Here is a 25236-nt window from a genome sequence, read left to right as displayed (position 1 = left end):
ATGAACGCGCTTGGCAATGTCCATACCAACAACGAGTGTATTTTCAGTAACTTGATTAATTTTTTCATTCCATTTAAACTGCATAGAGAAGTCCTCCTTGTTTGATGATGGGTCAATGGTCGTTGACACTCATGCATCATACAAGAGGGCTCTTTTTCTTTCAAGACCCCGAACATCCTTCAAACAGGAATGCTGCCCCGTTAGTTGAGTAACTGATTAATCAGTCGTTTAATACAGTGTAGCACATTCACAAATATTGGTGTAGCGTGTAGAGAAGTTGTGTAACAAATGTGATTGGCCGATACGATAAGCTCAATCGATTCAACTTTAAGTAGCTTACATCGACAACCGTAACAAGCTCCTAGAAGCGTTTACCGTGCCTGTGAACTTTGAGAATGTAGTAGTGTGGAATCCATTTTTACGCAGGTTGTCTAATCGTTGATACAGAGCCTTGTGAGAGCATGACAAAAAGGGCTTGCATACATGGGAAACGACCATAAACGCGAGTCCTATTCTAATTAATCTAAAGCGCCAGTTAGTTTAAGTACAATGCTTCACAAACTTATTTACCTTGTAGTTCTTCATGGTTAATCTCTTCAATAATTTCTTTAGTATCATCTTTCTTTAACCATCATTACTTCTACATCGTTAGTCGGACTAATTGCGTACCAAAACCTTTTATCCTCTTCAACATTAATTATTTTTGCAGGTTCGTCACCAGAATATATAAAAGGTGCTTGGTTCATTGAGGTCCATTTTATCGGGGAATTCCATTCAGTACCTCTTGTATGTTTCCATTCCCATTGTTTATCCTCTTTTTCAAAGTAAGCAATAAAGATTTTCCCTCCGTGTTCATTATTTTCTTTGAAAACTGCTATTGCATCATCTTCGTGTATTACATTAAACTCCTTTTTAACAAGCTCATATGTATAATCAACTTCCCCAATATGCATTTTCTTCAACTTTTCATGAAAGAAACTCTCAAATGTTAGTTGTTGCGAACAACCAACATTTAAAAGTATCGAAAAAACTGCTATTGCTAATTTCCCCATCATTCTCTCCCCCCTTAATAATTAGAAAACCTTCTTGTTCAACTAAACTGCACCGTTAGTTGAACAAGAAACGCGCTTGTACACGGAAGTAGTTAACCCCAAATTTAAGCACAAAAAAAGACCCTACATGTAGGATCTTTTTCTAGCTATTATTAAGCTTTTTGAACGTTTGTAGCTTGTAGGCCACGTTGTCCTTGTTCGATTTCAAACGTTACACTTTGACCTTCGTCTAAAGATTTGAAACCATCGCTTTGGATTGCTGAGAAATGTACGAATACGTCCTCTCCTGCTTCACGCTCGATGAAACCAAAACCTTTTTCTGCATTAAACCACTTAACTGTACCTTGTTCCATAATTGTTGCCTCCTAGTGCGGATATCCACACAATGTGTTACTATCCTTGCTCAAATACCTTAGACGAAAAACAAAATCTATTCTTAATCTGAAATAGAACAAAAATAATTCTTTCTAAGAATAACATATATATGATGAAATAGATAGCAAATGCCCGTCCATGGAAGTAGTTAACTTCATTACTCAATAAGACCATAGATGCCCTATAAAGGCAGTCTATTGTAAACCTAACCTCCTTCGTTAGTTCAACAAGAAAGAAGAGCTACCTAAGCAGCCCCTTGATCTTTCGCTAACCCTACTCGTTAGTTCAACAAGAAAATTTCTAATTCTTAATAACTAATTTCTCGCTAAATATTTGTTTTAACATCATTCCTTATTCAATTAGTCTGCCCTACAGCGGTAATTTTGCAAGTTGAAATTGCAAATCTAACGGTTGTTTGAGGATCTATTGGTAAAGTGCCTAACACAATGCCAAGACCTGTTTGTTCTACGTTAAAATCTGCTGTCATTGAACCATTGATTGCGAAAAGACTCACTGTTGAACCGATAAGTGTATTTAGCAATTGTCTTATTGGTCGCTCACGACAATCACATTCACACCCAGAAGTAACAGGTGGCAACAAGTTGATAGTAGGTCCAGGCGGTAAAAAACCTACCCCCGTTACATCAGAAATATTTACCGTAAAGGTTCCCGCTACACCTGTAACAGTAACTAAAAAATCATTTACTTCAACAATTTCGTATAAAAAAAAGAGAGGCTGTACATTTGGTGAATCTGCAATAGTGCCAAGAATTACAGTTTGCCCAACAAGTTGTTGTAAGACGAACTGAAGTGGAGAAACACAACAGTCACAAAGACACGAAGAAGAGGGGGCTGGAAGACAACAACTATTTAGTGCTGTGTACTTAACTGGCGGACAACATCCGAAAGGTTCTATTTTAGTGATTTTCTTTTTTTTGGACATAATTTCACCTCATTATTTCTTATAGTATATGTTTTTAAGAAATATGAGATTAGATTAAAACCTACTCAGGTTCTTATTGAACAAACCTGCTTCTAAAGTTGAACAAGAACAGGTCACTCCCCATAATTTGTTCATCACTTTTCATCGAAATAAATATGATCATCGAATAGATATTTGAATAGGAATATTTCAATTTATATTAGGTTCCCTGAAATCAAATTACCTTATTTACCCAATATTTAAGTCTGCGGATTTGCATGATTCCAAAGATGACAATAGTCTTGACTGGAGAAAAGCATTTCTACAAACTAAGTGGTTAATTAAAAAGTTAAAAAGTTGTCAAACATAAAATCAATATTTTGTGATAACCTTAAACTATAAATGTTTAATACAACTACCTACAGGTAAATTAGACAACCAGATATTATTAATTAAGGAGTGGATATGAAATGACATGGACGACTATTGCTATTATAGTAATCGGAGTACTTTTAATATTTATTACAAGTCCCACGAGTGCACTTGTAGGATGGGTTTTAAGTAAATTTACACCTCATCCAAAACTTGATTCAAAAGATAGTATTGTAACATTTAACGAATCTCACTTAAATGAGCAAGAAAAAAGTAGATTTATTGATTATTTTAATGAAGCTCAATTTTTAGAAAGTAACCATATATTCCCGGGGAACGAACAATTCTTTCTACATCCAGACACGCATGTTATTCCATTTGTCATCAAAGAAAAAAGTAGAAAAAAAGAAATGAATTTCTTTATTTATATTTACGATGACCACGTTGATGTAGTCAAGCAATGGAAGAAAAAAGTTACTTCTTTCAGCATTAGTTCCGAGTATCTACAAAAGTTTACAATTTCAAATAGTATAAATGAAAAGGCTTGATCTAAAAACGATGGATCCCCTTCTTCAATTAAATTGCCCCGTTAGTTTTTAGTTGTGCATACCCAGCACATGAAAGCAGCGCCGGTTCGTAAAACCAACATGAAGGATGCCGAATAGATTGCCAAGTGACTTCGGCTCTTTACATGCTTAATGCCTGCGAAGACATTAAGCATGTAAAGAGATTCTATCGACGTACGATGAAAAAGATAAAGGATGAACTCGCACATCGAGGATACATCAATTCACATCGCTGCGCCCCCTCTAGTGTTGCCATTTTTGCGAGGTTTGGTGTTTAATATTCATGGGAGTCCAAGCAGTAAATCTGTTTTGCATAGGACTCCCAGTCTTTATTATCGGTATTTATTTCTATTGTAGGAATGATTGAGTTTTCCGCCTGTCTTCTATACGCTTGTTGCTGTTCTAATAATAAATCACAAGCCATTTTCATTTCTTGTTCGGTTTTCCCTACCCATTCATTGGGGTTTCTACTACTTATTCTTTGCTCTATATTATGTGGAGATACAGTTAATAAAGTACATCGTGCTCCCATTTCAAACAACTCAGCTTCTAATTGTTTGATTTCATCTGATATCGAATGCGAGAACGCCACTCGATGATTTAAATGAAACCTTTCCAATATAAAAAAAAGACCTTTGGAACGTTGGGATGACTGTCCAATTTCTCTCGCCCAGTTATTTAACTTTTTCAACATTGCAACTCTCTCTTTTAAGAGTTCTAAGTGTTCTTCACGACTCAACCACTTCAATTCACCATTTACTTTATGTAATATTTGCGAATAATGCTCACTAAGAACGATCACACTTCGTTCGGCATCATCACACGCTTGAAGTTGTTTCAATGATTTTAGGACAGATGTTTTTCCAGCATTCGAATAGCCTTCTAAGATTATTCCTCGAAATTGACTCATTTTCTCCCCCTAAACTAATGCAGTTGCCCAATAAATAAACGCAATAGAATTACTCAGAAAATGTATCAGCTACTAAATTACTAAATTCTCTTAAATAATAGAGATAATTTTCTCCATTAATTCCTTCGTAGTTATATCTTTTGTTATACATCTTTGCAACAACAACATTATATTCAGGTATGACTAATAAAGTTGGACCTGTTACCCCTATGATTTGAAATGCACCTTTAGGCACTCGGTCTCCAATCTCACTTTTTAATGATGGAGTTCCTTGAACATACCAAAACGCACCATTCAATGGATTTTCTTCACTTTTATATACAGGGCTTTGAACTTGAGTTGCAATTTCAATTACTTCTTTTGGAACAATTTGTTCTCCATCAATATTTCCTTTTCTTAAATGAAGATTGCCCCATTGTGCAAATTCTCTAGCAGAGACATGAAGGTTGGACTCCGTTCCATCATTAGAATGGCCAAGTGTAAATGTTGCCTCTTCGTTAGGATTACAGATGACTTTAACTAGTTTTTCATTTTCATCTGTTTGCCAAGCCGTTTCCTTATAACCTAAAGGCGAAAAGATTCTTGTATGTAATAAGCCAGGAACACTTTGGTTGTATAATCGTTTAATTAGTTGTGTCATCATTAACACATTAATGCCTCTGTACGCCCAGCCTTGACCTGCGTTGAACTCTCTATAAACCGTTCCATTCTCATCCTCATTTAACCCATGAGAATGCGTAATTAGATGTCTAATGGTCATTCTACCAAGTAATTCTTTATCGAATTCTTCAAAGTAATTTACTGCATAGTCATCAAGACTTTTAATTTTACCTTCGTGGACTGCATAAGCAACTGCTAACCCTAAATAACTTTTTCTCGCTGATGCAACATTAAACTGCGAGCATTGAGTAATAGGCAATGCTCCTTCTGCGTTAGAGTGGCTGCCACTGTAATGCTCTACTACCATTTCATCATTCTTAAGTATAAGCAAGGCTGATGCAGAGCAGTGATTTCGATCTTTTATATCTTCTACCCATGAAATTAATTTTTGATATCTATTATCCAACTTTTAGATCTCCTTTCTTGCGAGTTCTTATGCTACCATCATACAGAAAAGACGAACAAGATTGAATAATATTTCAATTAACTAATCAATAAACCCCGTTTAATAAAAACGCGTCTCTACTTATTGTAGAAACGCACCCCATTAGTTCAATCAGAATTCAGAATTTCCGGTTGTATTTTCCCAAACTACCGATAGCGATTCTTCGCTTTCCCACAGTGGTAGGTAACCACCAACAACCATATAATCGAAAACAAAGGATGCATTTTTTTCATCTACATCCCCTTTTATTTACTATGTTTTAAAATAAAATTACCCATTTCAATTGCACAATCTTCACTTTGTGGATAAACACCTACATAATCTCCATATGCATGGCCAAATCCTTTATATAATACAGTTTCTGTTTCAACCCCTGCTTTGGTAAGCTTAGCAGCATAAGCTAATGATTCTACCTTTAAGAAATCATGTTCTCCAACCGTGATAAATGTAGGTGGTAATCCTTTTGGATCTCTAATATATGGAGTTAAGTATCCATTTTCAATATCATCTGTACCCACTATAACTTTTAATCCCGCTGATAATCCATTAAACATGTTTAACATAAATTCTATGCTTGATCTATGTTTAGGTGACATATCATATTCATCCTTACTCCATTTAAAGAATTCATCTTCTTTATTTGCCATATTTACTGTAGGATAAAGTAATAATTGTCCTTTTACCATGCCTAAGTTAGCTTCAACATCTCTAGTAGTACAATATTGCGTCAAGTTTCCACCTGCACTATCTCCTGCCACAAATATATTCTTCCTATCCCCACCTAGACTTTCTACCTTATCATAAATCCACTTTAATACAGAATAACAATCCTCATGACCCGTTGGATACGGATTTTCTGGTGCTAAACGGTAGTCAACTGAGACAGCGAGTATATCAGTATTTTCAACAATTAACTTTACTAATTCCTCAATAACATCAGGAGAACCCCCAAAGAATCCACCACCATGAATAAAGTAAAGAACTGACGCTTTTTCCTTCATCGTTTCAGATTTATAGATTCGTACTGGTATTTTATATCCATCACTAGCTTCAACGTGTTCATGTATAATGTCAATTTTCTTTTCAACGATAGGAGTACTTTTCACTTGATCAAAAAACTTTCTTAATTTAGCAATTGATTTTGGAGAAGCATCCATCTTCAACAAGCGTTTAGGTATAAGTTTCATTATTAGTAGTGGTTTTTTCAAATCTTTATAATGACGAGAATCCATTGCCCCTATTTCATCACTATCTGGTAAGTTCTTCACTAGAACTTGTGCACCTTTAAAAGTAACTATTTCTTGTTTTGCTACAATGGTATCTAATAATTCTTGTGAATATTTTCTACTCATTACACTCTCCCCTTCTTTTAGCTTATATGTATTCTTGCTAAACACACTCTATCTCCATTTGTTATTCCATCTATACCTTTATCGCCTCATAATTCTTGTAACTTCTAGTAATGGTAACATGCATTCTTCATCATTCTATTGTTCGGTGTTTTACATACGAATAACTCTCTAAATCGACAAGCAAAAAACGACCACCCATTAAAGAGTAGTCGCCTCTTTCATGTGTATAATACAGGCACCATCAATAGACAATCCCCTTGGCTTAATAGCACATGATTACAACCTACTATTTCTCCCAAAGCTCGATCAGCCGACTTTCAGGATCTTTAATCCAAATAAACTTGCCAAATTCACTTATCTCCTTTTTCTTAGCAAGAGGTACACCAATATGTTCAAGATGCTGAATAGTCTCGTCTAGATCATGTACTTGGAAATTTAACATCACTTGTTGTTCCATTGGAAAATAACTGTCATTCTCGCTAAAGAAAGAAAAGACTGTCTCACTTTCAGATTGTGTTTTAATAATCGTCCCATTCCAATTATCAATATCAAGCTTTAACACTTCACTGTACCATTTTTTCACCACATCAAGATCCTTAGTTCTCCAAAATATTCCTCCAAAACCTTTTATCATTGTATCCAACTCCTGTCAGTCATTATTTTTTGTTTTCGATTTAATGTTAAGTTCCTTCTTCACCTATACTGCTGCATTAGTTGCAGAAGGAAACCAACTTAATTTCGTTAAATTTTCCCGACGATTGCATAGAGTAATGCAATAAATAAAACACCTAATGAAATGGAAAGTAACGAGATATACTTCATAAACCCTTTTTCTTTCTTAAAGAAAGCACAAATACCAAGTACTATGCCTGTTAGATAGATACCAAAGCCAATGAATATTCCCCACCAACCCAAAATATCAATATTAATCGGTGGGAATGCCATATAAGCAACAAAAATTCCAACAACAATTAATATAATGGAAAACTTACTAAACTTTCTTTCCATGTTTTCATCCCTTTTTATTATGGCTGTTTAAAACCAAATGTCCCCATAAGAAACACGAAAAGATAAAAAATAAAAGCTAAGGAATTTATAAACAGTAAACTTATTCTTACCTCACCTTTAATACCAGCCCATCCAAAAATAATCCCTAACACACCAAACACAAAAGGTAAAAACGAACTTATTTTTATAAAGAAAACAAATATTTCTTGACCCCATAGCGGAGAAATTGTCAATAAAAAAAAGACCCCCGATAATAAAGAGAAACACTTTCGTAGTGTTTTTGAGCTATTCTTAATAATAAAATAGTAACTTAGGACAATAAAAATAGCCAATAAAATCCAAATCAATATTTCACCTCATCTTTTTTTAAAAAAGTTCTTATTGAACTAAACTTCCCAGTTAGTTGCACAAGAACAGGCCAACCCGATAATTTGTTCATCATACTATTGTTCGGCACTTTACCTACGAATCCCTTTTTAATACGAGAAACAAAAAGGGCTGCCTCGAAGCCGGAATTCGGCTTATTAGGCAGCCCCGAAAAATTGATCTAAATAAAAATTCTCGTTAATCGGTATTCATATGTAAATGTAAATGAATTGCGTTAAGGAAGTAAATTAAATGAATTAAAGTGTCGGGCACCCTATCAACTCTGAAGAGTTTCGGTGCCCGGCACTGCTCATTTCCTGTTCACGAGAATCAGGACAACGGTTACTCTTCATTCAATTCAAAATGAACCAGTGAAATGCCTATAATCCTCAATTTTTGTCCTTTACTTAATTGAATATCGCTTTTCGTTGAAGCAAAAGTACCTCCAATTACTTCATACACCCTAGGTTCGTCGTTTGGATCAAAAATTTGAAGATAACCTACCCCATAAGGAGCTGTTATTGAATAGTCTCCTTCTACAATATCCGTTCCTACCTCCCAAATGCCTGCCGTCAATTCTGTTGAGAGTTGTGTCGACACAGGAGTCACATATACTTGATCCATCTCACCGTCTATACTGATGGTGTGTTTGTCATTTACATCTACTGTAATACTTGCAACACCGTAAGAACTGTCCAAGATATCATGAAACAGCAAGTCTCCATTTTCATCATGAATATAGATATTTCCTGTAACGGTTCTTGTTATCTGATATCTGCCTGACGGTACCGAAATTTCTTCTCCTTCATTACTTGTAAGGTTGATTTTAGCCTCTTTCGCCATTGAATTACTACGATCACTCGTTTCAAATATCGTCTCACTGACATTACCCAGCATGTCATCTTTTTCGTTCCCAATGATTTCATAATTCCCTTGATAACGTGCCACTTTTTCAGAAGGCAATTCGTGAAAATGGCGATTACAGCCGGCTAGAAAAACTAAGCTGAAGATAAAAAGAACAAATGATGTCTTTCTCATACTTTCCGTGCCTCCCAGATGATCTGACAATTTCCCACTTATTTAGTATCAGGATAGTATTTTTTATAATAATCCACCGTACCCAATGGTCCAATCGCCAGTTCTGGTCCCTCAAAATCAAGTAAGCACTCAATCCACTTTGTTTGCTCGGACAACTCCATTTCTTCGAGAGGAAGACAAAATAATTGATTTGCGATATACAGATGCTCGGCGGGTAATTTATAATCGGTTTTCAATTTTTGATACTGTGATGGATCTAAGGATAATTTAAGGTAAACATCATTCTTCCTATTTAACTGTTGTTGGTGAATAATTTTTCCATCTTTTAAATAGAGTACTCGATCTGCATATAGATCTAAATTCCCCAATAAGTGAGATGCCACAAATATCAATTTTTGTTCTTTTTTCAGTTCAATTAATCGTTCGGAAATCAACGCTACATTTGCTACATCCAGTCCATTCATCACTTCGTCCATCAGCATAATAGGAGTGTCTGCCGCGATCATCATGGCAAAGCAAAGTCTTTGACGCATCCCTAATGAATACGTACGAACTTTTCTTTTGACGTAGTTCCCCATTTTGAGTTGTTCAATAATTCCCGGAATATGGCGCCTAGTTCCTTTCCACATATCACCATACAAATTCAAATGATCAACGCCCGTCAATTCTTCAAACAAATCACTTTGTTCAGGGAAAGTAGTTAGGTTTTTATGAATAAACAATTCCTCTTTTTCGGATTGATACGTATACTTCTCATTGAATGTCACATTACCTGTATTCGGCTTTATAAAATTTGCCATCACATTGAACAATGTCGTTTTACCTGTACCATTTGGGGCGACGACACCAATAATCTCTCCTGCATCGGCGGTCAAAGAAAAATTATCCAATACCTTTTTATCTTTATATGCAACTGAAATATTCGCTAGTTTAAGCATCGCTTTCCTCATTTCTTCGTATCATTAAAGTTCTGATGAACGGAAATTTAGTTTTTGTATAAATGATGCTTATCATTAGTAGACTAAATGCGGCCAACCATATGATAGAATACCAATAGTCTATTTGAGCGTTTCCTAATTGGTTGGCTATATCACCAGATAGCACATTTGAAAACTCAACGTATTTGATTGGGTACAGCCAAGCAGATTCTACCCCAACCGTCATCAGTAAATCTGGCAATAAAAATAATCCAAGTCCAATCAACACATTGGCATAAGCATTTTTAAAAATTAAATTCAGCAGCGCCGATAGATACAGCAGCATGATCGTGATCAATGCCATAGCCAAAAGTACATACAGGAGATAATGAACCGTAGAGATGGCTTCATAGCCCCCATCGCTGTAGATTAATACAGGTGAGGAAAAATTACCGATACCTGATTTTCCGGCTACAAAAACACCTCCGAAAAATAACCCTAAGACCAAGAATGTGAAGATGTGTATAAAATGAATACTAATTTTACTATTTATCTTTTTCATGAATGAAATTGGAAATCCGTTGACAACGGTCCGATGCCGCTGTTCGTACACTAACATCTCACTACCACTTACTAAAACAAAAAAGTAAAATAGCAGACCACTCATTGCATGGAGTGCAACAACAAGATAGCGACTTGCCACAAAAGACTCAGGTTGAAGTGGTAATTGATGCTTCTGGAGATAGCGCAAAAGCGCATCTTCTCGTAAAATCTCTTCTTCTGGTATGACAAGATTTTCAGGGATTCCTTTATTGCCCAACTCATGTACTCTTAAACGCAATTGATTTAACCGCAAACCATCTTCAATATATTCTTCACTCTCATTTCCTTCCCATAAATAGAAAACTTGAAAGTTCACGAGTGAAGACTGTTTCAATAGATTCTGCTCCACCTCATTCCCTTCTGGTGTATCTTTTTGTGTATGCGGGAGTTGGTCGAGTATGGAATTAACAGTGCTTGCTTCATATCTCTTCTGGTCTCTTAATGATTCTGGTTGAGATTGGCTATAGTATAGGGAATAAAGAGGAAAAAAGAGAACCAGTAACAATCCTAAAAACCAATTTTTTCGATTATGCAGCAATAATTTCTTCTCAAAAAGTAAGTATCTCCAAAACATATTGACTTCCTTTCTTGTGCAACGGCTTCAATTTGTTTGATAAAAACGTCGTTTGTTTATAATTCGAGAAACCATATAGAGCACTCCTTCGATGATAACAATCGTAATCATCAACACAATGATTCCTTTCACATAGGTAATCGTATCTAAATTGACTAAAAAGTTCTTATCACCAGAAACCACTTTCCCAAATTCGAAATACGTTTGTGGAAAATAACTAACTTCAATGCCAAATATTTCTCGTAATGTTCTTGAATAATAAAGACGTTCGGAAAATAAGACAATTGTGCTGACCAGCAGCACTAGCCATTCATTTTTAAACAATAAACTTAACAAAACACTCAAACGAGTGAATAGATAAACGAGAATAGGGATGAAGATCATTGCCTTCACTATAAATTGGAAAATGGTAATAGAATCGTAATCATTAAAGGAAGTACCTGTTCGGGCAATCATAATTGGCATCTGAATATTAAAAAAACCAAAACCCGATTGAAGAGAAACAGTGAACATTCCCACAATCAATAGCACTGAAAGAACAATAATGGTGTACAAAAAAGCAACAATCGTTTTGATATTCAACACACGATACCATGACAAAGGAAGACCTTGAAGAATCGTTCGGTTTTGTCGATCACGCACTACAATATCGCTACTAAAATAGACGGCACAAAAAATAATCAAGTAGCTTGCAGAACTCAAAAGGAATTTTTGTAATGTTTGCAGGGCCGTCTTTTGCTCGATCAATGCATAAGAAATGGGTAAGTCCTTGTCCAAATACCCTTGATATCGCAATAACGTTTGCTGATAAAGATGCTTCCTGTCTTTACCAGGAAAAGGTGATTCTGGAAACAATGTCGGATTTCCGATAATACTACCCATATTCCCTTCAAGATAATGTGTTCTCAAAAGGACAAAACGTGTAAAATCTTGATCTTCAAATGCTGTAATTAGGTTACTATGCAATTTATAGTAATATTTGTTCATCGCATAAACGGGCACGCCTGTCATCACATTAATTCCTGTGTACCCATCTTCCTCTCTCTTTTTTTGCTCGACAGACAGTTCCTCTAGTTCATAACTCAATTTTTGAGGATCAAAAGACTCCGAGGTTTGTTCATTCGGTAAAATAAAGAAACAATAACTAAAAAGCAATGCGGTTAAAAAAATAATGAAAATAATGTTTTTTTTGCTTTTGCTCATAATAATGAATTCATGTTTCATAAAGGATTGATTCATTCCAATTTCCCCTTTTGGAAGTACAGTCTCAACTTACTCAGTGTGATTTTTTGAAAATGAAAAATATACCTTATGCATTACCCCCCTCGAACAGGCAGTATACACACAACCGATTAACTAGTAAGTTTTTGCACTTATCCTAATATACTACATAACTACTAATACATTAAATATTATGTCAAATTAACCGATTTTGCAATGTTAAAAATGGGATTTAGTCCCTTTTCTAATAATAGATGGTTTACTCCAAGTGTTTATTGTTATTATCCTATAAAAAAAGGCCAACCAGTAATAACTGGTTAACCTTATAATACGAATGCTACCCGTTAATTGAATAAGGAGCTACAATGATTAATTAAAACAATACCAATATTTTTTTCATCACTAACCTACTATTCGAATTTCAAAAAAATAATATATTCATTATTTGTCAGGAACTGAGATGGTTCCTTCTTCTATGTGACCTACAGCAAAAATTTCATCGTCATAAACATGTTTTTGATATGTGAAGCTTCCATCTCCATTGGCTTTGATGCTCATAATTTCTTCGTTTTGTTTTAAATCTTCAAACACCGGAATAGTCGTATTCTCCTTAATATTCATCTCATAAAGTTGGCCGCCTCTTGTTACCGTGCCATATGATAATCCAACAATCACGAAGAGGCGATTGTCATCTATCCATTCCACATATTTAGGTGTATTTTGTCTGTGAATATTGTCTTTCAGTGTATAAATGACGAATTCATTCGTATTGGGGTAATCTACAACGAGTGCCGCTTCCCCTTCCTCATCTGCCGTTTCGCCTTTGCCATCAATGGTTGATTGTTTTAAACCGTCAGGGGACTTTTTCCATCCGGAGTGAAACTGGGCTTCATAATTCGTTTCCACTTTACGCTCAAAAAGTGACACCGATTTTTCTTCAACTACTGAAGAATCAATTGACGCCAAATCAGTACTCGAAAACACTTCATAGTCTCCTGTCTCTTGATTGAGCACAGAAAACTCCCCTTTGACCTCTCCGAATCCTCGTACATAGTATCTTCTCATCCTGCTACCGTACTCCTCGTCCGCATTTTCAACAATTAATACATCCGAGAAATCTCCGTAGGTGGTAGTGACCGTTCCAGCAGTTTCTATCACAGTCCACTCCCCATATTGATCACCTATTTCAAAAGGAGCTTTTAAAACAATTTCCATCACTGGAAGTTCGTTTAATTCTTCGACGCTCAGCTGTGTTCGGCCAGATTCATCTATCACCCCATCGTAAACTAATTCGATCTGGTTACCGTTTAATCGGAAAACTCGTTCTACATCTCCTCCATCGTTACTAATGACTTGTTGGACATAATGATCACCCAACCAAAATGTTTGTGTTTTGACACCACCATTTTCAAAGCCGCCTAAAAATACAGCTTCCGAATTATCTGGAAAGAAGTATTGTTTTAATAGCTCGTAATAGTCCCCCTTTTCCACGACGGTTGTGTCCTCATCCAGACCAGGAGGCAATAGTATCTCCGACGGTTCCGGTCCACTCAGTTGCACCTCAATGTCATTTAAAGCAGAAGGGAGCAAATTGATACAAAATGCCAGCACACCTATTAAAGCTGCAATTGTTGCATAATAGCCCCATTGTACTTTTTTGATTCTGGGCTGCTGTAGTTTTCTCAAGTTCACCTGCTGTTGTACACGACTCACACGTTCTGACGTATCGCCTATTTTTGCGTTTAGCTGTTGTTTAATGTCATTCATCGAGAAGCACCTCCCATTGATGGTCTTTCAATTGAATCTTCAAAAGTGCTCGTGCTTTTCTCAGCCTAGTCTTAACTGTGTTATCCGAAATCGATAATATGTGAGCAACTTCTAGTACTGATAACTCCTCAAAATAAAAGTAAACAACAACTTCTCGATATTTTAATGGCAGCTGTAAGACGGAATCTGCGAGTTCCAATTTTTCATCTTGTTCAATAATTCGGTTTCTGGCTTTTTTGGTTTGATTTGAAAAGCTATTCGTTATAATTTGCTTACGATAGCGCCAGCTTTTTAAATAATCCTTGCATTTATTGATCGTCATCCTTGTTAAATAGGTCTTTAAAGATGAACGTTCTTCAAACCGTTCGAACTCTTGATAGAATTTTAAAAACACATCCTGCACAATATCCTCAGCAGCTGGCCAATCTTTCACATACAAATAGGCAATCTTTAATAGATAATTTGAATGCTCGTTCATGGCCAACCTCAATTTTTGATCTGCCAAAATACGATCCATCCGTCCCCCCCCTTATTCTCACCTTTGCATATTAGACGATTCCCATCAGCCGTACGTTTTGCAATATATAAATACATTGTATAAATTTACCGATTTTCATCATGTAAGCTTTGATCATTGAATTACCACCATAAAAAAGGACCATACAATTAAATTGGCCCTTCATGCTAGCTCAATTAAAGGATCATTCCTTCTTCTTGTTGAATTAACTAGCCTTATTATTTCAATAAAAAAGAGCCATCTAACAAGCACCTGTTAGTACAATAAGTTCGACAAAAAAAAGCGTTACCCTTTATTGGATAAGCGCATTAGAAATAACTATAAATTTTCTTCGAGTTTCCCCATACTCTTGTAATCTAGAACTATTATTTTTTATCAAATTGCTATCTTCTTGAATTAAACTGTGCCGTTAGTAAAAATGCGCCTATACTTGATGGAGAAACGCCCCTGTTAATTGAAGAAAAAGGTGACATCATTGATTTCTAAAATCAAATTTATCATTTTGCGCATCTAACGTATGTCCATTTATGACCACCGTATCATTGTCTGTCCACATAATATTTGCAGTATCTTCACGATAATTCCAATAAATATTTTTAGTTTTATTAGCTTTTTTATTAAATACCAACTCACCACGAACAGCATACGAAGTTGTAGCCCCACCATTGGTGACGTATGCTTTTAACGTGTATTGTCCATTAGGCGATGTCTCCTCTGTGAGATATTCTCCTGTAGGTAACCGATTCATATCAAAAAATGCCCAATAAACACCATAACCTACTAGTGTACCCACTAACAAACCAACTAGGATTAATGCCTTTAATATTTTCATGAATACCCTCTTGCTCTCAACTTCAACAGTAAATTCTTGATTGGCCACAGTCATGATCCCCCTTTTATGAAAATGAACCGCCAGTTAGTTGATCAAGACCAGACTACTCCACCTAATTTAAGTATTCATTCGCATCAACTACCGTACACTCCCTAGATTCCTCCAAAAACTGTTTAATAAGATGAAGGCGGTCGCCACCGATTAATAGCAAAACCCGATCATGTGTGGTTGATATCAATCATCCACCTTAAGGACGTTCAAGTGTTTCGTAGATGAAATCAAATCTATTTTATTTGTCCCTTTTGTATAATAAACTGAAGCGCCTTCTCTTTCTCCCTTTTTCCATCCATTCGCTTTAATTGCTAATTCATATCCTAATGGAATTCCACTTTCTTCAGAGATTGATAACCAATCAAAACTTTTCCCTCGAAAATTTTCTTGAACTAATTCAGCATTTTTAGGAATTGGGAAGTTATACAACTCCTTCGATGCTGCGTATTGCGAAACTGCTATGAAATAATAGATTGCTCCTCCGATTAAAAGAGTAGACAAAGTAAGCGTCCAACCAATTGTTTTCTTCAATTTACCCCTCCTTTTTCTTTAGATACTTATTTCCATAATAAGAGACGACTCTGCACACCAATAGTTTCCAATTTTTGTAGTTCTATTTGATTTATGACTTTTGGTCCGCTGTTTACTACTAATCGACATACCTGCGAGAATTAGTATTGCCTAAGCTTTAATATCATAATTTCATGTGGAGTAATCTCCCATGATTGAAATCCCAGTTAACTCACACATTAATATGGAATTGAAATTATTACCTGATCAATGGAGGTGAAGTATTTATTGAAAAGATCTTTTGTAGTAACCTTGACGGTTTTTCTTTGTTTATTCAGTACGATTAGCACGAAAGCAGATGATTTTCAAATTGATAGTTCCAGTTTTGGGAAGATTTTTTTAGAAGGTGGTTACAAAGGAATACACGAAGCTCTACAGGAGAGCAAGGCACATTTTAAGCGTGATATTGCATTACCAACACAATTGCCACCGACTCCTTTCACGCATCATTTCGGGAGATTTAGCGACCTGAAAGGAGATATGAATGATGAATTTGAAATTGAATACCTAAATAAGGATTCGAGTCAAAATCACTACGTCATTCGGGTCAAACCTGTCGAATACCGACTAGAATTGAAGGAAGAAAATATCCAGCAATTCTTCAATTTGAATAACGGAACTGAAGCGGCATTTAGTACAAAGCCGTTAGGAATGAATTTCTTATTATTTGAAAACGATGGATGGCAGTATATGCTGCTTGTTGATAAGCGAATTTCAGACATCGTAACACCAGAAGTATTAGTGGAAATCGCAAATTCCGTAAAATGATCGTTTTTGAAAGTTCTTTAGTACAGAAAAAAGGACCTAATTACAGTCCTTTTTTTCTGTACCCTTGTTCGGCCAACGCACTCGTTTATTAAACAAGCACCGACCCTGTTATTTTGTATTATTCTCGAATAGCGACATAAATTGCATATATATTCAATAACCACAGTGACAAAGTCAACGGCCCGTCACTGTGGAGTATTTCATGGCAACAACAAAAGTTTATTGCCACTGTTTGATAATAGAATTGGCATGGCCTTTAAGCGTATTATAGGCCTTTTCAGAAATTGATCCATTCTTTTTATGTTGGTCAAGTAACGTTATAAAACCATTCATATGTTTCACAATTTTTTCCGCCTGTTCTTGTTTCTCGTAAAGGATGATAGCTGTCAAATGAGTCGTTAACAATCGGCTAACGCTATCATTGCTGAACTCTCCTTCTTTCGCAAAACGCTCAACAAGTTTTTTCATTTCGGAAGCGCTTATAGGTTCTGATGGTTTGAGTAGATCCTTTGGAGCATGAGGGGCACGTTTCCCACCAATTCCGACGCCGATGTACGCATACTCATTCACTGTGCCTACATTGGAATGGGAAATACCTACTTTTCCACCATACATTCTGTCTTCAACAACTGTTACCTGCCACTTTTTAGGCTCTTCTTCACCGTCGGGCCATATCTTAACCTGTAAAGCTGCAGCATCTCTAGATAGTAACACCCGATACCATTCGTCCTCTTGCAATGTGAATGGAAGTGTCGCAGATCCAAGAGTTGAACCGGCTCCCGCAGTACGTTTCATGATTCGAATGGTGTTTCCATCCCCATCTTTGCCCGGCATTTGGGCATCGGCATAGATGCCATTCTCACTACCTGGTGAACCAGACATGTGAAAGCCCATCTGGAACAACGTCCCTCGTACATTGCTTCCCTTCACTAGACCAAATATTTCGGCACTACCATAGATTTCACCAACCTTATCCGAAGTCAGTCCCCTGACACCAGATCTTGCGATATGCTGTAAACGATTCGGTTTATCCATAATTGTCCACTCTTCGTCTTGCCCCTGCCAGATTGGTGTCCAATCTGTTGGAGTTTTTCCAATTTCATAGCCCGTAAAATCTGTAGAATATTGAGCTGGCTTGGAGACAGGTGGCGTATCTGCCCAGTATTTAGGCAATTTATAAAAGTCATTGCCGTTTATATCGTTAACAGTTCCATCCGCCATTTGGTTGGCGATCCCCCATAGTCCAGCTTCTACCTGGTCTATCAGCTTCTGATCATATCCAACAGCAGGGGATTGCCCAGCCATTTCGAATAGAACAGAAGCGCTTCCATTAAGACCAAACGCACCTAATGCAATACCGGATAAATCAAATGTGGAAGGCTGTGTATAACGCGCCAAACCTGACTGTTTGCCACCTTCCGCTTTCTCATTCATGCCATTTACAGCGGCCATTACATAGCGACGAGATTTTTCTTGGTCCCACTTCGGCCAGTTGTCCGCGTACTTCGGGTTATTATCCCCACCTAGTGGCGGGTCGCTTAACGCGATGGTAACGTCCACATCGGTCCCTTCGAGTTTAACCTTGCCCATGTGGTGAAGATTGACATAGGCTTCCACCTCACCGAACTCATCCCGTAGACTTTTGTACAAGTCTGTCAGTACACGGGCTTCCTTTGTCAAAAAGAATCCCGTATGCGCGCTTGTACCAGGAAGGTCTTCAGCCTTTGCTACATAGTCTAAATCAGGGTTGAAGTCCCGGTTAATATCAAAACCGTTATTGCGTTCATTCCAGTACCAGGCAGGTTTAGTGCCTGCGAGCTGTGGGTGATTTTCAATCACTTCCTCCCAGGAAATTATATTTTGGCGTTGATCTTTGTCGGAACCGTCACCGTTAAGTTTTGGAACGGCTACAATTGTAAGTGCGTCAAGTACAGCCTGTACTTCACCACTATCACTCGTTCCAAGCGTATTCAGCATCGATAATATTGCCTCAGTACCTGATTTTTCGTTCCCATGAATTTCACTATCGATTAGAAGAACTCTTTTACCCGTACCTACGCGGGCAGAATAAATCTCACGACCTTGTTGAGAGTATCCTAAAACCTCAACTTTGACTTTCCCCGAACTATTTTGCTCAATTTCGGCTAGCTTCTGACCAAGCTGCTTATGATTTGTCCAGTCCGTCTGCGTACTTGCAATCGTTTGTGGATTTTTACTAGTGCTATCTTGGTCTGCAAATGCAGCTAGGGGATTCATTGCCATCAATAACGATAACATCGCAATAAAAGGTACAATTTTTTTCGCAAAAAACTTTTTCATGATTATCCTCCTCATATTTTATTTGGTTGTACTACCATCGCTCATACCTTGAGCTTCTAGACTAAAATGCACATAAACCCATTTACTATCAAAAATCACCGATTTAGGCTACTAATCTTAATTCTTCGCATAATTGGCTAGCTGATCATTCCATTCCCTCCCCCATTTTAGATAGATTAGTATCGAAGATAAGCAGGAATAGAAACTCTATGCTGTAAATATCACCATACAATAATTCATTATAAGAAGATACACTTTTTACAAATATTTCCTCATTAATACTTAAAGTTACAATATCAGGTTTAATTTTCATATTACAATTGAATTGGATTAACTAGGGGTATATTTCAACAAAAAGTGACCTATCCGAACATGCGAATAGGTCAGTACGTTACCTTGCTAGTTCCCCGACTGCAAAGTGAATCCGTTCGTCTGTGGGTGTCCGTCTTTTTAATAACGATTACTATCCGATACATTTTCAATAATCGCCGCAATTCCCTGGCCGACTCCGATACACATCGTTGCGAGACCGTATTGAATATGTCGTTTTTTCATTTCATAAAGAAGTGTTGTTAAAATTCGGGCACCACTTGCACCTAAAGGATGTCCGAGCGCGATGGCTCCGCCATTGACGTTTACTTTATCAACGTCTAGCCCTAACTGACTGATACACGCCAAAGATTGACTAGCAAAGGCTTCATTCAATTCCACAAGCCCTATGTCCGTAGTCGTCAATCCAGCACGAACGAGCGCCTTTTTTGAAGCCATAATCGGACCGAGCCCCATAACAGACGGTTCGAGTCCCGTTGTTGCCCCAGCCACATATTTCGCCAATGGTTTAAGTTGTAGTTCCCTCGCTTTGTCAGCACTCATTAGCAGCAATGCACAGGCGCCGTCATTGACACCGGAAGCGTTGCCCGCTGTAACGGTACCGCCCTCAAATAGTGGTTTCAGTTTCTTAATTTGCGCAAGTGTTGTTTGTGGACGGGGATGTTCATCTTGATCCACAATGACTTCATTGCCTTGCCGATCCACATAGATCACTGGAACCATCTCTTCTGCAAAACGATTTTCTGCCAACGCTTTTTTAGCCCGTTGCTGGCTTTCGTAGGCAAATAAGTCCTGATTTTCACGTGTTATGTGATAGCGCTGTGCGACATTTTCAGCAGTTTGCGGCATAGAATCAACACCATATCTGTCTTTCAGTTTTTCATTGGTAAAACGCCAGCCAATTGTTGTATCTTGCAGTTCCATGTTGCCACGTGGAAACGCCTTATCCGGCTTTGCCATAACAAGTGGGGCACGCGTCATACTCTCTGTTCCACCTGCAATGTAAATATCGCCGTCTCCAACTGCGATGGCTCTTGCCGCGTATATGACCGCATCAAGACCCGAACCACAAAGCCGATTTAGCGTCGTGCCGGCCACTTCAACTGGAAGACCCGCCAACAAACTGGACATGCGCGCAACATTGCGGTTATCTTCTCCTGCCTGATTGGCATTTCCGAGAACCACTTCTTCAATCTGTTGCGCGGGAAGCGTTGGATTCCGATCGATAAGCGCCTGAATCACGATGGCTCCTAAATCATCGGGACGTACGTCTTTTAACGCGCCATTATACCTTCCGATGGGTGTACGAACAGCATCTACGATGACGACTTCCTTCATTTTGGAACGACCTCTTCTGCTAAATAATCATAGACACCTTTGCCACATTTGCGTCCAAGTCGCCCCGCTTTGACGTATTGTTCAAGAAGGGGCGCTGGTCGATACTTCTCCCCAAGCTTTGCGTGTAAATAGTTCAAGTTGTTCAATCGCGTGTCCAGACCTACTAGATCTACGAGTTCAAATGGTCCCATGGGATAATTCAACCCTAGCTTAATGGCTTTATCAATTTCTTCTGGCGTTCCAAGCCCTTCTTGCAGCATATAAAAGGCTTCATTACCGACAAGTGCGCTAATGCGGCTCGTCACAAACCCTGGAAATTCATGAATTACAACGGTTTCTTTCCCCATTTCCACAGCGACTTGTCTGACCTTTTCTGCCGTCTCCTCACTCGTTTCCAACCCCCGAACAATTTCGACAAGTGGCATCTTATGCACAGGATTGAAAAAGTGCATCGCGATGGTTTTGTCTGGGCGTTTACCGAAAGAAGCAATTTCTGTAGGGCTCATCGTCGATGTGTTCGTTGCAAAATAGCAATGTGTCGGAGCATATTCTTCCATCATTTCAAACACTTGCTGCTTAATCGCTAGCTTTTCAGGAACGGCTTCGATGATTAAATCTGCGTTTTTAGCTGCGATAGATAGATCACTTTCATAATTTAAATGGCGCCGGGCTTGTTCAGCTTGCTCTGCCGAAATCTTGCCGCGTACGAGACCTTTTTCAAAAATGGCGTCTATTTCTCGTTTAGCATTTTCTAATGCCGCTTCATGAATGTCGACGATTGTCACCGAATATCCGCCAATCGCTCCGACATATGCGATTCCTCTCCCCATCACACCTGAACCGACGACAACTATATTACTTATCATCTAATTCCCCCTCTTTTACGAAAACCTTTGTTGAACAAAGACAGAATGGGACAGGGGTTGGCATGCCCTGTCCTTCGTTTCCCATCATTTTTACAAGCCGAACGGATTGAGCGATCTGCTTCCATAGTAGGACAGAATGCTTTTCGTTTCGCAGTACAAGTCCAATGTTTCGATACAAAGTTCCCGTCCAAATCCGGATTGCTTGTACCCACCAAATGGCGTTCCAGGAAAGGCAGAGAATGGGCAGTTAATCATGACGATCCCTGCTTGGATTTGATTGGCAACACGCGTTGCACGTGCACCGTCGGTTGACCAAATCGCTGAACCTAATCCATAGTCCGTATCATTTGCTAATCGGATGGCTTCTTTTTCATCTTTAAATTTCATGACGACCACTACGGGTCCAAAGACTTCTTCTTTGACAACGGCCATGTCATGATTGACGTCGGCAATGATTGTCGGCTCATACCAGAAACCATTTTCGTATCCTTCGGGGTTTACAACACGTCCACCTGCAAGGATTGTCGCGCCCTCTTCACGAGCGGCCTGTACATAACCGTCAATGGTATCCAATTGGCTTTGGTCGATGATTGCGCCGACATGCGTTCCTTTATCAAACGGATTGCCTAGTTGAAGTTTTTTCGTTTTTTCTACAAACTTGCTCATGAACGCATCATAAATGTCTTCATGGACGTATAGACGGGAACGCGCTTCACAGGATTGACCTGAGTTGTAGAAGATACCAAATAACGAACCATCGACCGCAGCATCCACATCCGCATCTTCGAATACAAGACTAGGAGACTTACCTCCGAGTTCAAGTGTGACTCGTTTTAACGTCTGCGATGCTTTGCCCATGATGTCTTTGCCAATCGGCGTTGAACCTGTAAATGCCACCTTATCTACTTGTGGATGTTCCACTAAAAAGTTCCCTATTTCCGAACCTGATCCAGGTAGGATATTTACAACCCCTGCCGGTACACCTGCTTCTAAACAAATTTCTCCCAGAATGATAGCTGTTAACGGCGTAAGCGATGCCGGCTTTACAATGACAGAACACCCGACAGCAATTGCAGGGGCCACTTTCCAGGCCGCCATCATTAAGGGATAGTTCCACGGAATGATTTGTGCACAAACCCCCACTGGCTCTTTCTCCGTATAGTTATGGAATTGCCCTGGGACATTGTTAACGGTTCCACGGTGGCCGACAATTGCACCCGCATAGAACTCAAAATCCTCAATTGCTTGAGTCACTTGACCTTGTGCAGCATGAAGCGATTTACCCGTATCGAGGATTTCCAATTCAACAAGTTCATTGAAACGTGAACGCATAATCGCAGCTATTTTATTCAATACCTGTGAACGACGTCCAACGGGGAACTTCTTCCACTTTCCATTATCAAACGCATCTCGGGCTGCGGCTATCGCCTTTTCCGCGTCTTCTGCTGATGCTTTTGCTACTTCTGCGATGCGTTCATTCGTTGCAGGATTATAGATGGTAATCGATTCGCTTGTACTACTTTTCACTTTTTCTCCATTAATAATTAGATGGTAATAGGACCGCTTCATCGATTCTTGTTCGATCGTATTGTCATGTGTTTTTGTCATTTGATGCTTTTCCCCCTATTGTCCTGAAAAAACAGGTTTTCTTTTCTCCATAAATGCGTTGACGCCTTCACGATGATCTTGTGTTAGACCTGCAATTCGCTGACCTTGGGCTTCTTGTTCAAGATAATCCTCAAAGGACAGCACTGTAGTCGCTTTCAATGATCGTTTGATTAACCCAATTGCGGTTGTTGGTAACGCGGCAAGTCGAGTTGCGAAAGCGGTTACGTCTTCATCCCATGTATCCACTGGAATAAGTCGGTTCGCAAGCCCCATTTCCACTGCCTCAACAGCGGTCACTTTCACTCCTAATATAGCGAGTTCAGCCGCTTTTGAATGCCCAACGAGTTGCGTTAGATAGTAGAGATTACCGGAATCCGGAATTAGACCGACATGTATAAAGGCGTTGACAAAACTTGCACGTTCTGACAAAAGTCTAAAATCACAAGCCAACGCTAGACTGAACCCCGCCCCTGCTGCTACCCCATTTACCGCAGCGACAATCGGTTTGTCGCATTGTCTCATTTGCTTCATCATCGGGCCGTAATGGTCTCTAACGACTTGACCATGATCCATCTGTTCATCCACTTCTGCTAAATCCTGCCCGGAACAAAATGCTCGTCCCTCTCCCGTTATCACTACGCAGCGCACTTGTTCATCGACAGAAGCTACTTTGATGGCCTCTTTGATTTCACGATTCATTTGCGCGATAAAGGCATTTAATTTGTCTGGTCTATTTAAGGTGAGCCACGCAATTCCCTCTTTGACTTCGTAACGTATCGTTTCAAACATGCCGTCACTCCCTACTTTCCTTGATAATCCGGTTTTCTTTTTTCAGCAAATGCACGCATCCCTTCTTTTTGATCCTGCGATGCGAAAAGAAGGTAGAAATTTTTCCGTTCATATTGCATGCCCTCATACAAAGGATAATCCACTGCTTTATTCACCGAATCTTTAATAAGGCGTAGGGAGAGTGGGGGCTGTTTGGCTAGTCGATTGGCGAATGTCATCGTTTGTTCCATTAATAGTTCAGGTGCCACTATTTTGTTAATCATCCCGTGTTTGAGGGCGATTTCTGCGGAAATACGTTCACCTGTCCACAGCCATTCCAGCGCTTTCGTACGGCCGACTAGTTTCGTCACCCGTTGCGTTCCTCCAGCGCCCGGCATGACGCCAAGGCCAACTTCGGGGAATGAAAACTCTGTCCCACTAGCTGCAATTAACAGATCACAACAAAGTGCAAGCTCGAATCCCCCTCCAAAAACGAAGCCTTTTACAGCACCAATAATCGGTTTTTTAATCAGTGCAAAACGGTCCCAATCGGCAAATTGGTTTAACAATTCAAGACTGATGGGATCATCATTTGTCATCTCTTCTATATCGGCCCCAGCAGAAAACGAACGCCCTTTTCCAGTGAGGACAATCACACGTACGTCTTCCTCGCCATCAAAACGTTCCATTGCTGTGATAATTTCATGAACCATCTTCCGATTCAATGCATTTAATTGGCGTGAACGATTCAGTTCAATCACCGCAATGCTCTCCGTCACTGTTGTTTCAATGAATTCAAAGCCAGCCACTACGCATCCTCACCAATCATTAACGTGACAAGATTACCCGCAAACCCCATCAAGTCTTTACCGGATGCCTTTCCTTCAGCTGAACGTAACCCTTGCTGCAACGCTTCAAGACTGTCATACTCCATCTCACATGTGAGGTAATACTTCCCTTCTCCTCCCATTGGAGAACCCGTCACTTTTGTCACTTTCATATCGCGAAGACCAGGAATTTTTGCGGTTAGCGGGGCATGTACATTGAAATAATGATCATCAAAAGCCTCTTTGTTTTCAGGGTGTTTGTATAATGCGATCAATTTAGCCATCTATGATTCT

General features: G+C 38.7%; 25 protein-coding genes and 1 pseudogene. 2 read left to right on the top strand and 24 right to left on the bottom strand.

What is annotated here, in order from left to right; all coding sequences use genetic code 11:
* Positions 1 to 614: 614 nt before the first annotated feature.
* The 3 genes and pseudogenes from ACIQ0H_RS19360 to ACIQ0H_RS19350 form a co-directional block, all read right to left on the bottom strand.
* The gene (locus tag ACIQ0H_RS19360) at positions 615 to 1052 is read right to left on the bottom strand and encodes a hypothetical protein (RefSeq protein ID WP_403418452.1); all 438 of its coding nucleotides are present in this window, start codon (positions 1050 to 1052) and stop codon (positions 615 to 617) included.
* A 152-nt stretch (positions 1053 to 1204) separates the two neighbouring features.
* Positions 1205 to 1405: a cold-shock protein gene (locus ACIQ0H_RS19355; protein WP_153721042.1), complete on the bottom strand. Its 201-nt coding sequence runs from the start codon at positions 1403 to 1405 to the stop codon at positions 1205 to 1207.
* A 377-nt stretch (positions 1406 to 1782) separates the two neighbouring features.
* Positions 1783 to 2274 (bottom strand): annotated as a pseudogene (locus ACIQ0H_RS19350) (bclA protein); the annotation flags it as partial.
* A 545-nt stretch (positions 2275 to 2819) separates the two neighbouring features.
* Between ACIQ0H_RS19350 and ACIQ0H_RS19345 the strand changes: the two are divergent.
* Complete coding sequence (locus ACIQ0H_RS19345) at positions 2820 to 3269, top strand: YfmQ family protein (protein ID WP_403418450.1); 450 nt, start codon at positions 2820 to 2822, stop codon at positions 3267 to 3269.
* 292 nt (positions 3270 to 3561) lie between these two features.
* Here ACIQ0H_RS19345 and ACIQ0H_RS19340 read toward each other — a convergent pair whose 3' ends face one another.
* From ACIQ0H_RS19340 to ACIQ0H_RS19275, 14 genes are all read right to left on the bottom strand, one after another.
* Complete coding sequence (locus ACIQ0H_RS19340) at positions 3562 to 4197, bottom strand: hypothetical protein (protein ID WP_403418448.1); 636 nt, start codon at positions 4195 to 4197, stop codon at positions 3562 to 3564.
* A 49-nt stretch (positions 4198 to 4246) separates the two neighbouring features.
* Positions 4247 to 5263, bottom strand: a complete 1017-nt coding sequence (locus ACIQ0H_RS19335) for a serine hydrolase domain-containing protein (RefSeq protein WP_403418446.1) — start codon at positions 5261 to 5263, stop codon at positions 4247 to 4249.
* 284 nt (positions 5264 to 5547) lie between these two features.
* Positions 5548 to 6654 (bottom strand): alpha/beta hydrolase, encoded by a 1107-nt coding sequence (locus ACIQ0H_RS19330; RefSeq protein WP_403418443.1) that lies wholly within the window; start codon positions 6652 to 6654, stop codon positions 5548 to 5550.
* Positions 6655 to 6940: 286 nt separating this feature from the next.
* Positions 6941 to 7288 carry a VOC family protein gene (locus ACIQ0H_RS19325; RefSeq protein WP_403418440.1) on the bottom strand — a complete coding sequence of 116 codons (348 nt, stop codon included), beginning with the start codon at positions 7286 to 7288 and terminating at the stop codon, positions 6941 to 6943.
* Positions 7289 to 7395: 107 nt separating this feature from the next.
* Positions 7396 to 7662 (bottom strand): hypothetical protein, encoded by a 267-nt coding sequence (locus ACIQ0H_RS19320; RefSeq protein WP_403418437.1) that lies wholly within the window; start codon positions 7660 to 7662, stop codon positions 7396 to 7398.
* A 708-nt stretch (positions 7663 to 8370) separates the two neighbouring features.
* Complete coding sequence (locus ACIQ0H_RS19315) at positions 8371 to 9066, bottom strand: hypothetical protein (RefSeq protein WP_403418435.1); 696 nt, start codon at positions 9064 to 9066, stop codon at positions 8371 to 8373.
* A 38-nt stretch (positions 9067 to 9104) separates the two neighbouring features.
* Complete coding sequence (locus ACIQ0H_RS19310; protein WP_403418432.1) at positions 9105 to 10004, bottom strand: ATP-binding cassette domain-containing protein; 900 nt, start codon at positions 10002 to 10004, stop codon at positions 9105 to 9107.
* The gene (locus ACIQ0H_RS19305) at positions 9997 to 10902 is read right to left on the bottom strand and encodes a hypothetical protein (RefSeq protein WP_403418429.1); all 906 of its coding nucleotides are present in this window, start codon (positions 10900 to 10902) and stop codon (positions 9997 to 9999) included. Before ACIQ0H_RS19305 ends, ACIQ0H_RS19310 begins: the two co-directional genes overlap by 8 nt.
* A 285-nt stretch (positions 10903 to 11187) precedes the next feature.
* Positions 11188 to 12399 (bottom strand): hypothetical protein, encoded by a 1212-nt coding sequence (locus ACIQ0H_RS19300; protein ID WP_403418426.1) that lies wholly within the window; start codon positions 12397 to 12399, stop codon positions 11188 to 11190.
* Between the two features lie 423 nt (positions 12400 to 12822).
* Positions 12823 to 14148, bottom strand: a complete 1326-nt coding sequence (locus tag ACIQ0H_RS19295; protein ID WP_403418423.1) for a DUF4652 domain-containing protein — start codon at positions 14146 to 14148, stop codon at positions 12823 to 12825.
* Entirely contained in the window at positions 14141 to 14665 is a 525-nt protein-coding gene (locus ACIQ0H_RS19290; RefSeq protein WP_403418420.1) for a sigma-70 family RNA polymerase sigma factor, read from the bottom strand. Before ACIQ0H_RS19290 ends, ACIQ0H_RS19295 begins: the two co-directional genes overlap by 8 nt.
* A gap of 472 nt (positions 14666 to 15137) precedes the next feature.
* A complete protein-coding gene (locus tag ACIQ0H_RS19285) occupies positions 15138 to 15497 on the bottom strand; it encodes a DUF5412 domain-containing protein (protein WP_403418482.1) in 360 nt (119 codons plus the stop codon).
* A 112-nt stretch (positions 15498 to 15609) separates the two neighbouring features.
* On the bottom strand, positions 15610 to 15735 hold the full coding sequence (locus ACIQ0H_RS19280) for a DUF5694 domain-containing protein (protein ID WP_403418417.1): 126 nt from the start codon (positions 15733 to 15735) through the stop codon (positions 15610 to 15612).
* Positions 15732 to 16079, bottom strand: coding sequence for a hypothetical protein (locus ACIQ0H_RS19275; RefSeq protein WP_403418414.1), 348 nt, complete (start codon positions 16077 to 16079; stop codon positions 15732 to 15734). The genes ACIQ0H_RS19280 and ACIQ0H_RS19275 overlap by 4 nt, the downstream gene beginning before the upstream one ends.
* Positions 16080 to 16346: 267 nt before the next feature.
* On the opposite strand from ACIQ0H_RS19275, the gene ACIQ0H_RS19270 reads away from it, so the two are divergent.
* A complete protein-coding gene (locus tag ACIQ0H_RS19270) occupies positions 16347 to 16886 on the top strand; it encodes a hypothetical protein (RefSeq protein WP_403418412.1) in 540 nt (179 codons plus the stop codon).
* 219 nt (positions 16887 to 17105) lie between these two features.
* Here ACIQ0H_RS19270 and ACIQ0H_RS19265 read toward each other — a convergent pair whose 3' ends face one another.
* From ACIQ0H_RS19265 to ACIQ0H_RS19235, 7 genes are all read right to left on the bottom strand, one after another.
* Positions 17106 to 19205, bottom strand: a complete 2100-nt coding sequence (locus ACIQ0H_RS19265; protein WP_403418410.1) for an FIMAH domain-containing protein — start codon at positions 19203 to 19205, stop codon at positions 17106 to 17108.
* A 450-nt stretch (positions 19206 to 19655) separates the two neighbouring features.
* Positions 19656 to 20873 (bottom strand): acetyl-CoA C-acyltransferase, encoded by a 1218-nt coding sequence (locus tag ACIQ0H_RS19260; protein WP_403418408.1) that lies wholly within the window; start codon positions 20871 to 20873, stop codon positions 19656 to 19658.
* Positions 20870 to 21739, bottom strand: a complete 870-nt coding sequence (locus ACIQ0H_RS19255) for a 3-hydroxyacyl-CoA dehydrogenase (RefSeq protein ID WP_403418405.1) — start codon at positions 21737 to 21739, stop codon at positions 20870 to 20872. The genes ACIQ0H_RS19260 and ACIQ0H_RS19255 overlap by 4 nt, the downstream gene beginning before the upstream one ends.
* Before the next feature lie 90 nt (positions 21740 to 21829).
* Entirely contained in the window at positions 21830 to 23347 is a 1518-nt protein-coding gene (locus tag ACIQ0H_RS19250) for an aldehyde dehydrogenase family protein (protein WP_403418402.1), read from the bottom strand.
* A 15-nt stretch (positions 23348 to 23362) separates the two neighbouring features.
* A complete protein-coding gene (locus tag ACIQ0H_RS19245; protein WP_403418401.1) occupies positions 23363 to 24136 on the bottom strand; it encodes an enoyl-CoA hydratase-related protein in 774 nt (257 codons plus the stop codon).
* 11 nt (positions 24137 to 24147) lie between these two features.
* On the bottom strand, positions 24148 to 24924 hold the full coding sequence (locus ACIQ0H_RS19240) for an enoyl-CoA hydratase/isomerase family protein (RefSeq protein WP_403418398.1): 777 nt from the start codon (positions 24922 to 24924) through the stop codon (positions 24148 to 24150).
* On the bottom strand, positions 24924 to 25226 hold the full coding sequence (locus ACIQ0H_RS19235) for an EthD family reductase (protein WP_403418395.1): 303 nt from the start codon (positions 25224 to 25226) through the stop codon (positions 24924 to 24926). The genes ACIQ0H_RS19240 and ACIQ0H_RS19235 overlap by 1 nt, the downstream gene beginning before the upstream one ends.
* Positions 25227 to 25236: the final 10 nt, after the last annotated feature.

Origin of the sequence: Sporosarcina sp. NPDC096371, from assembly GCF_044762865.1 — a bacterium.
Taxonomy (GTDB): domain Bacteria; phylum Bacillota; class Bacilli; order Bacillales_A; family Planococcaceae; genus Sporosarcina.
Note: the sequence above shows the minus strand (reverse complement) of the source record. Positions and strands in the feature narration are given on the sequence as shown.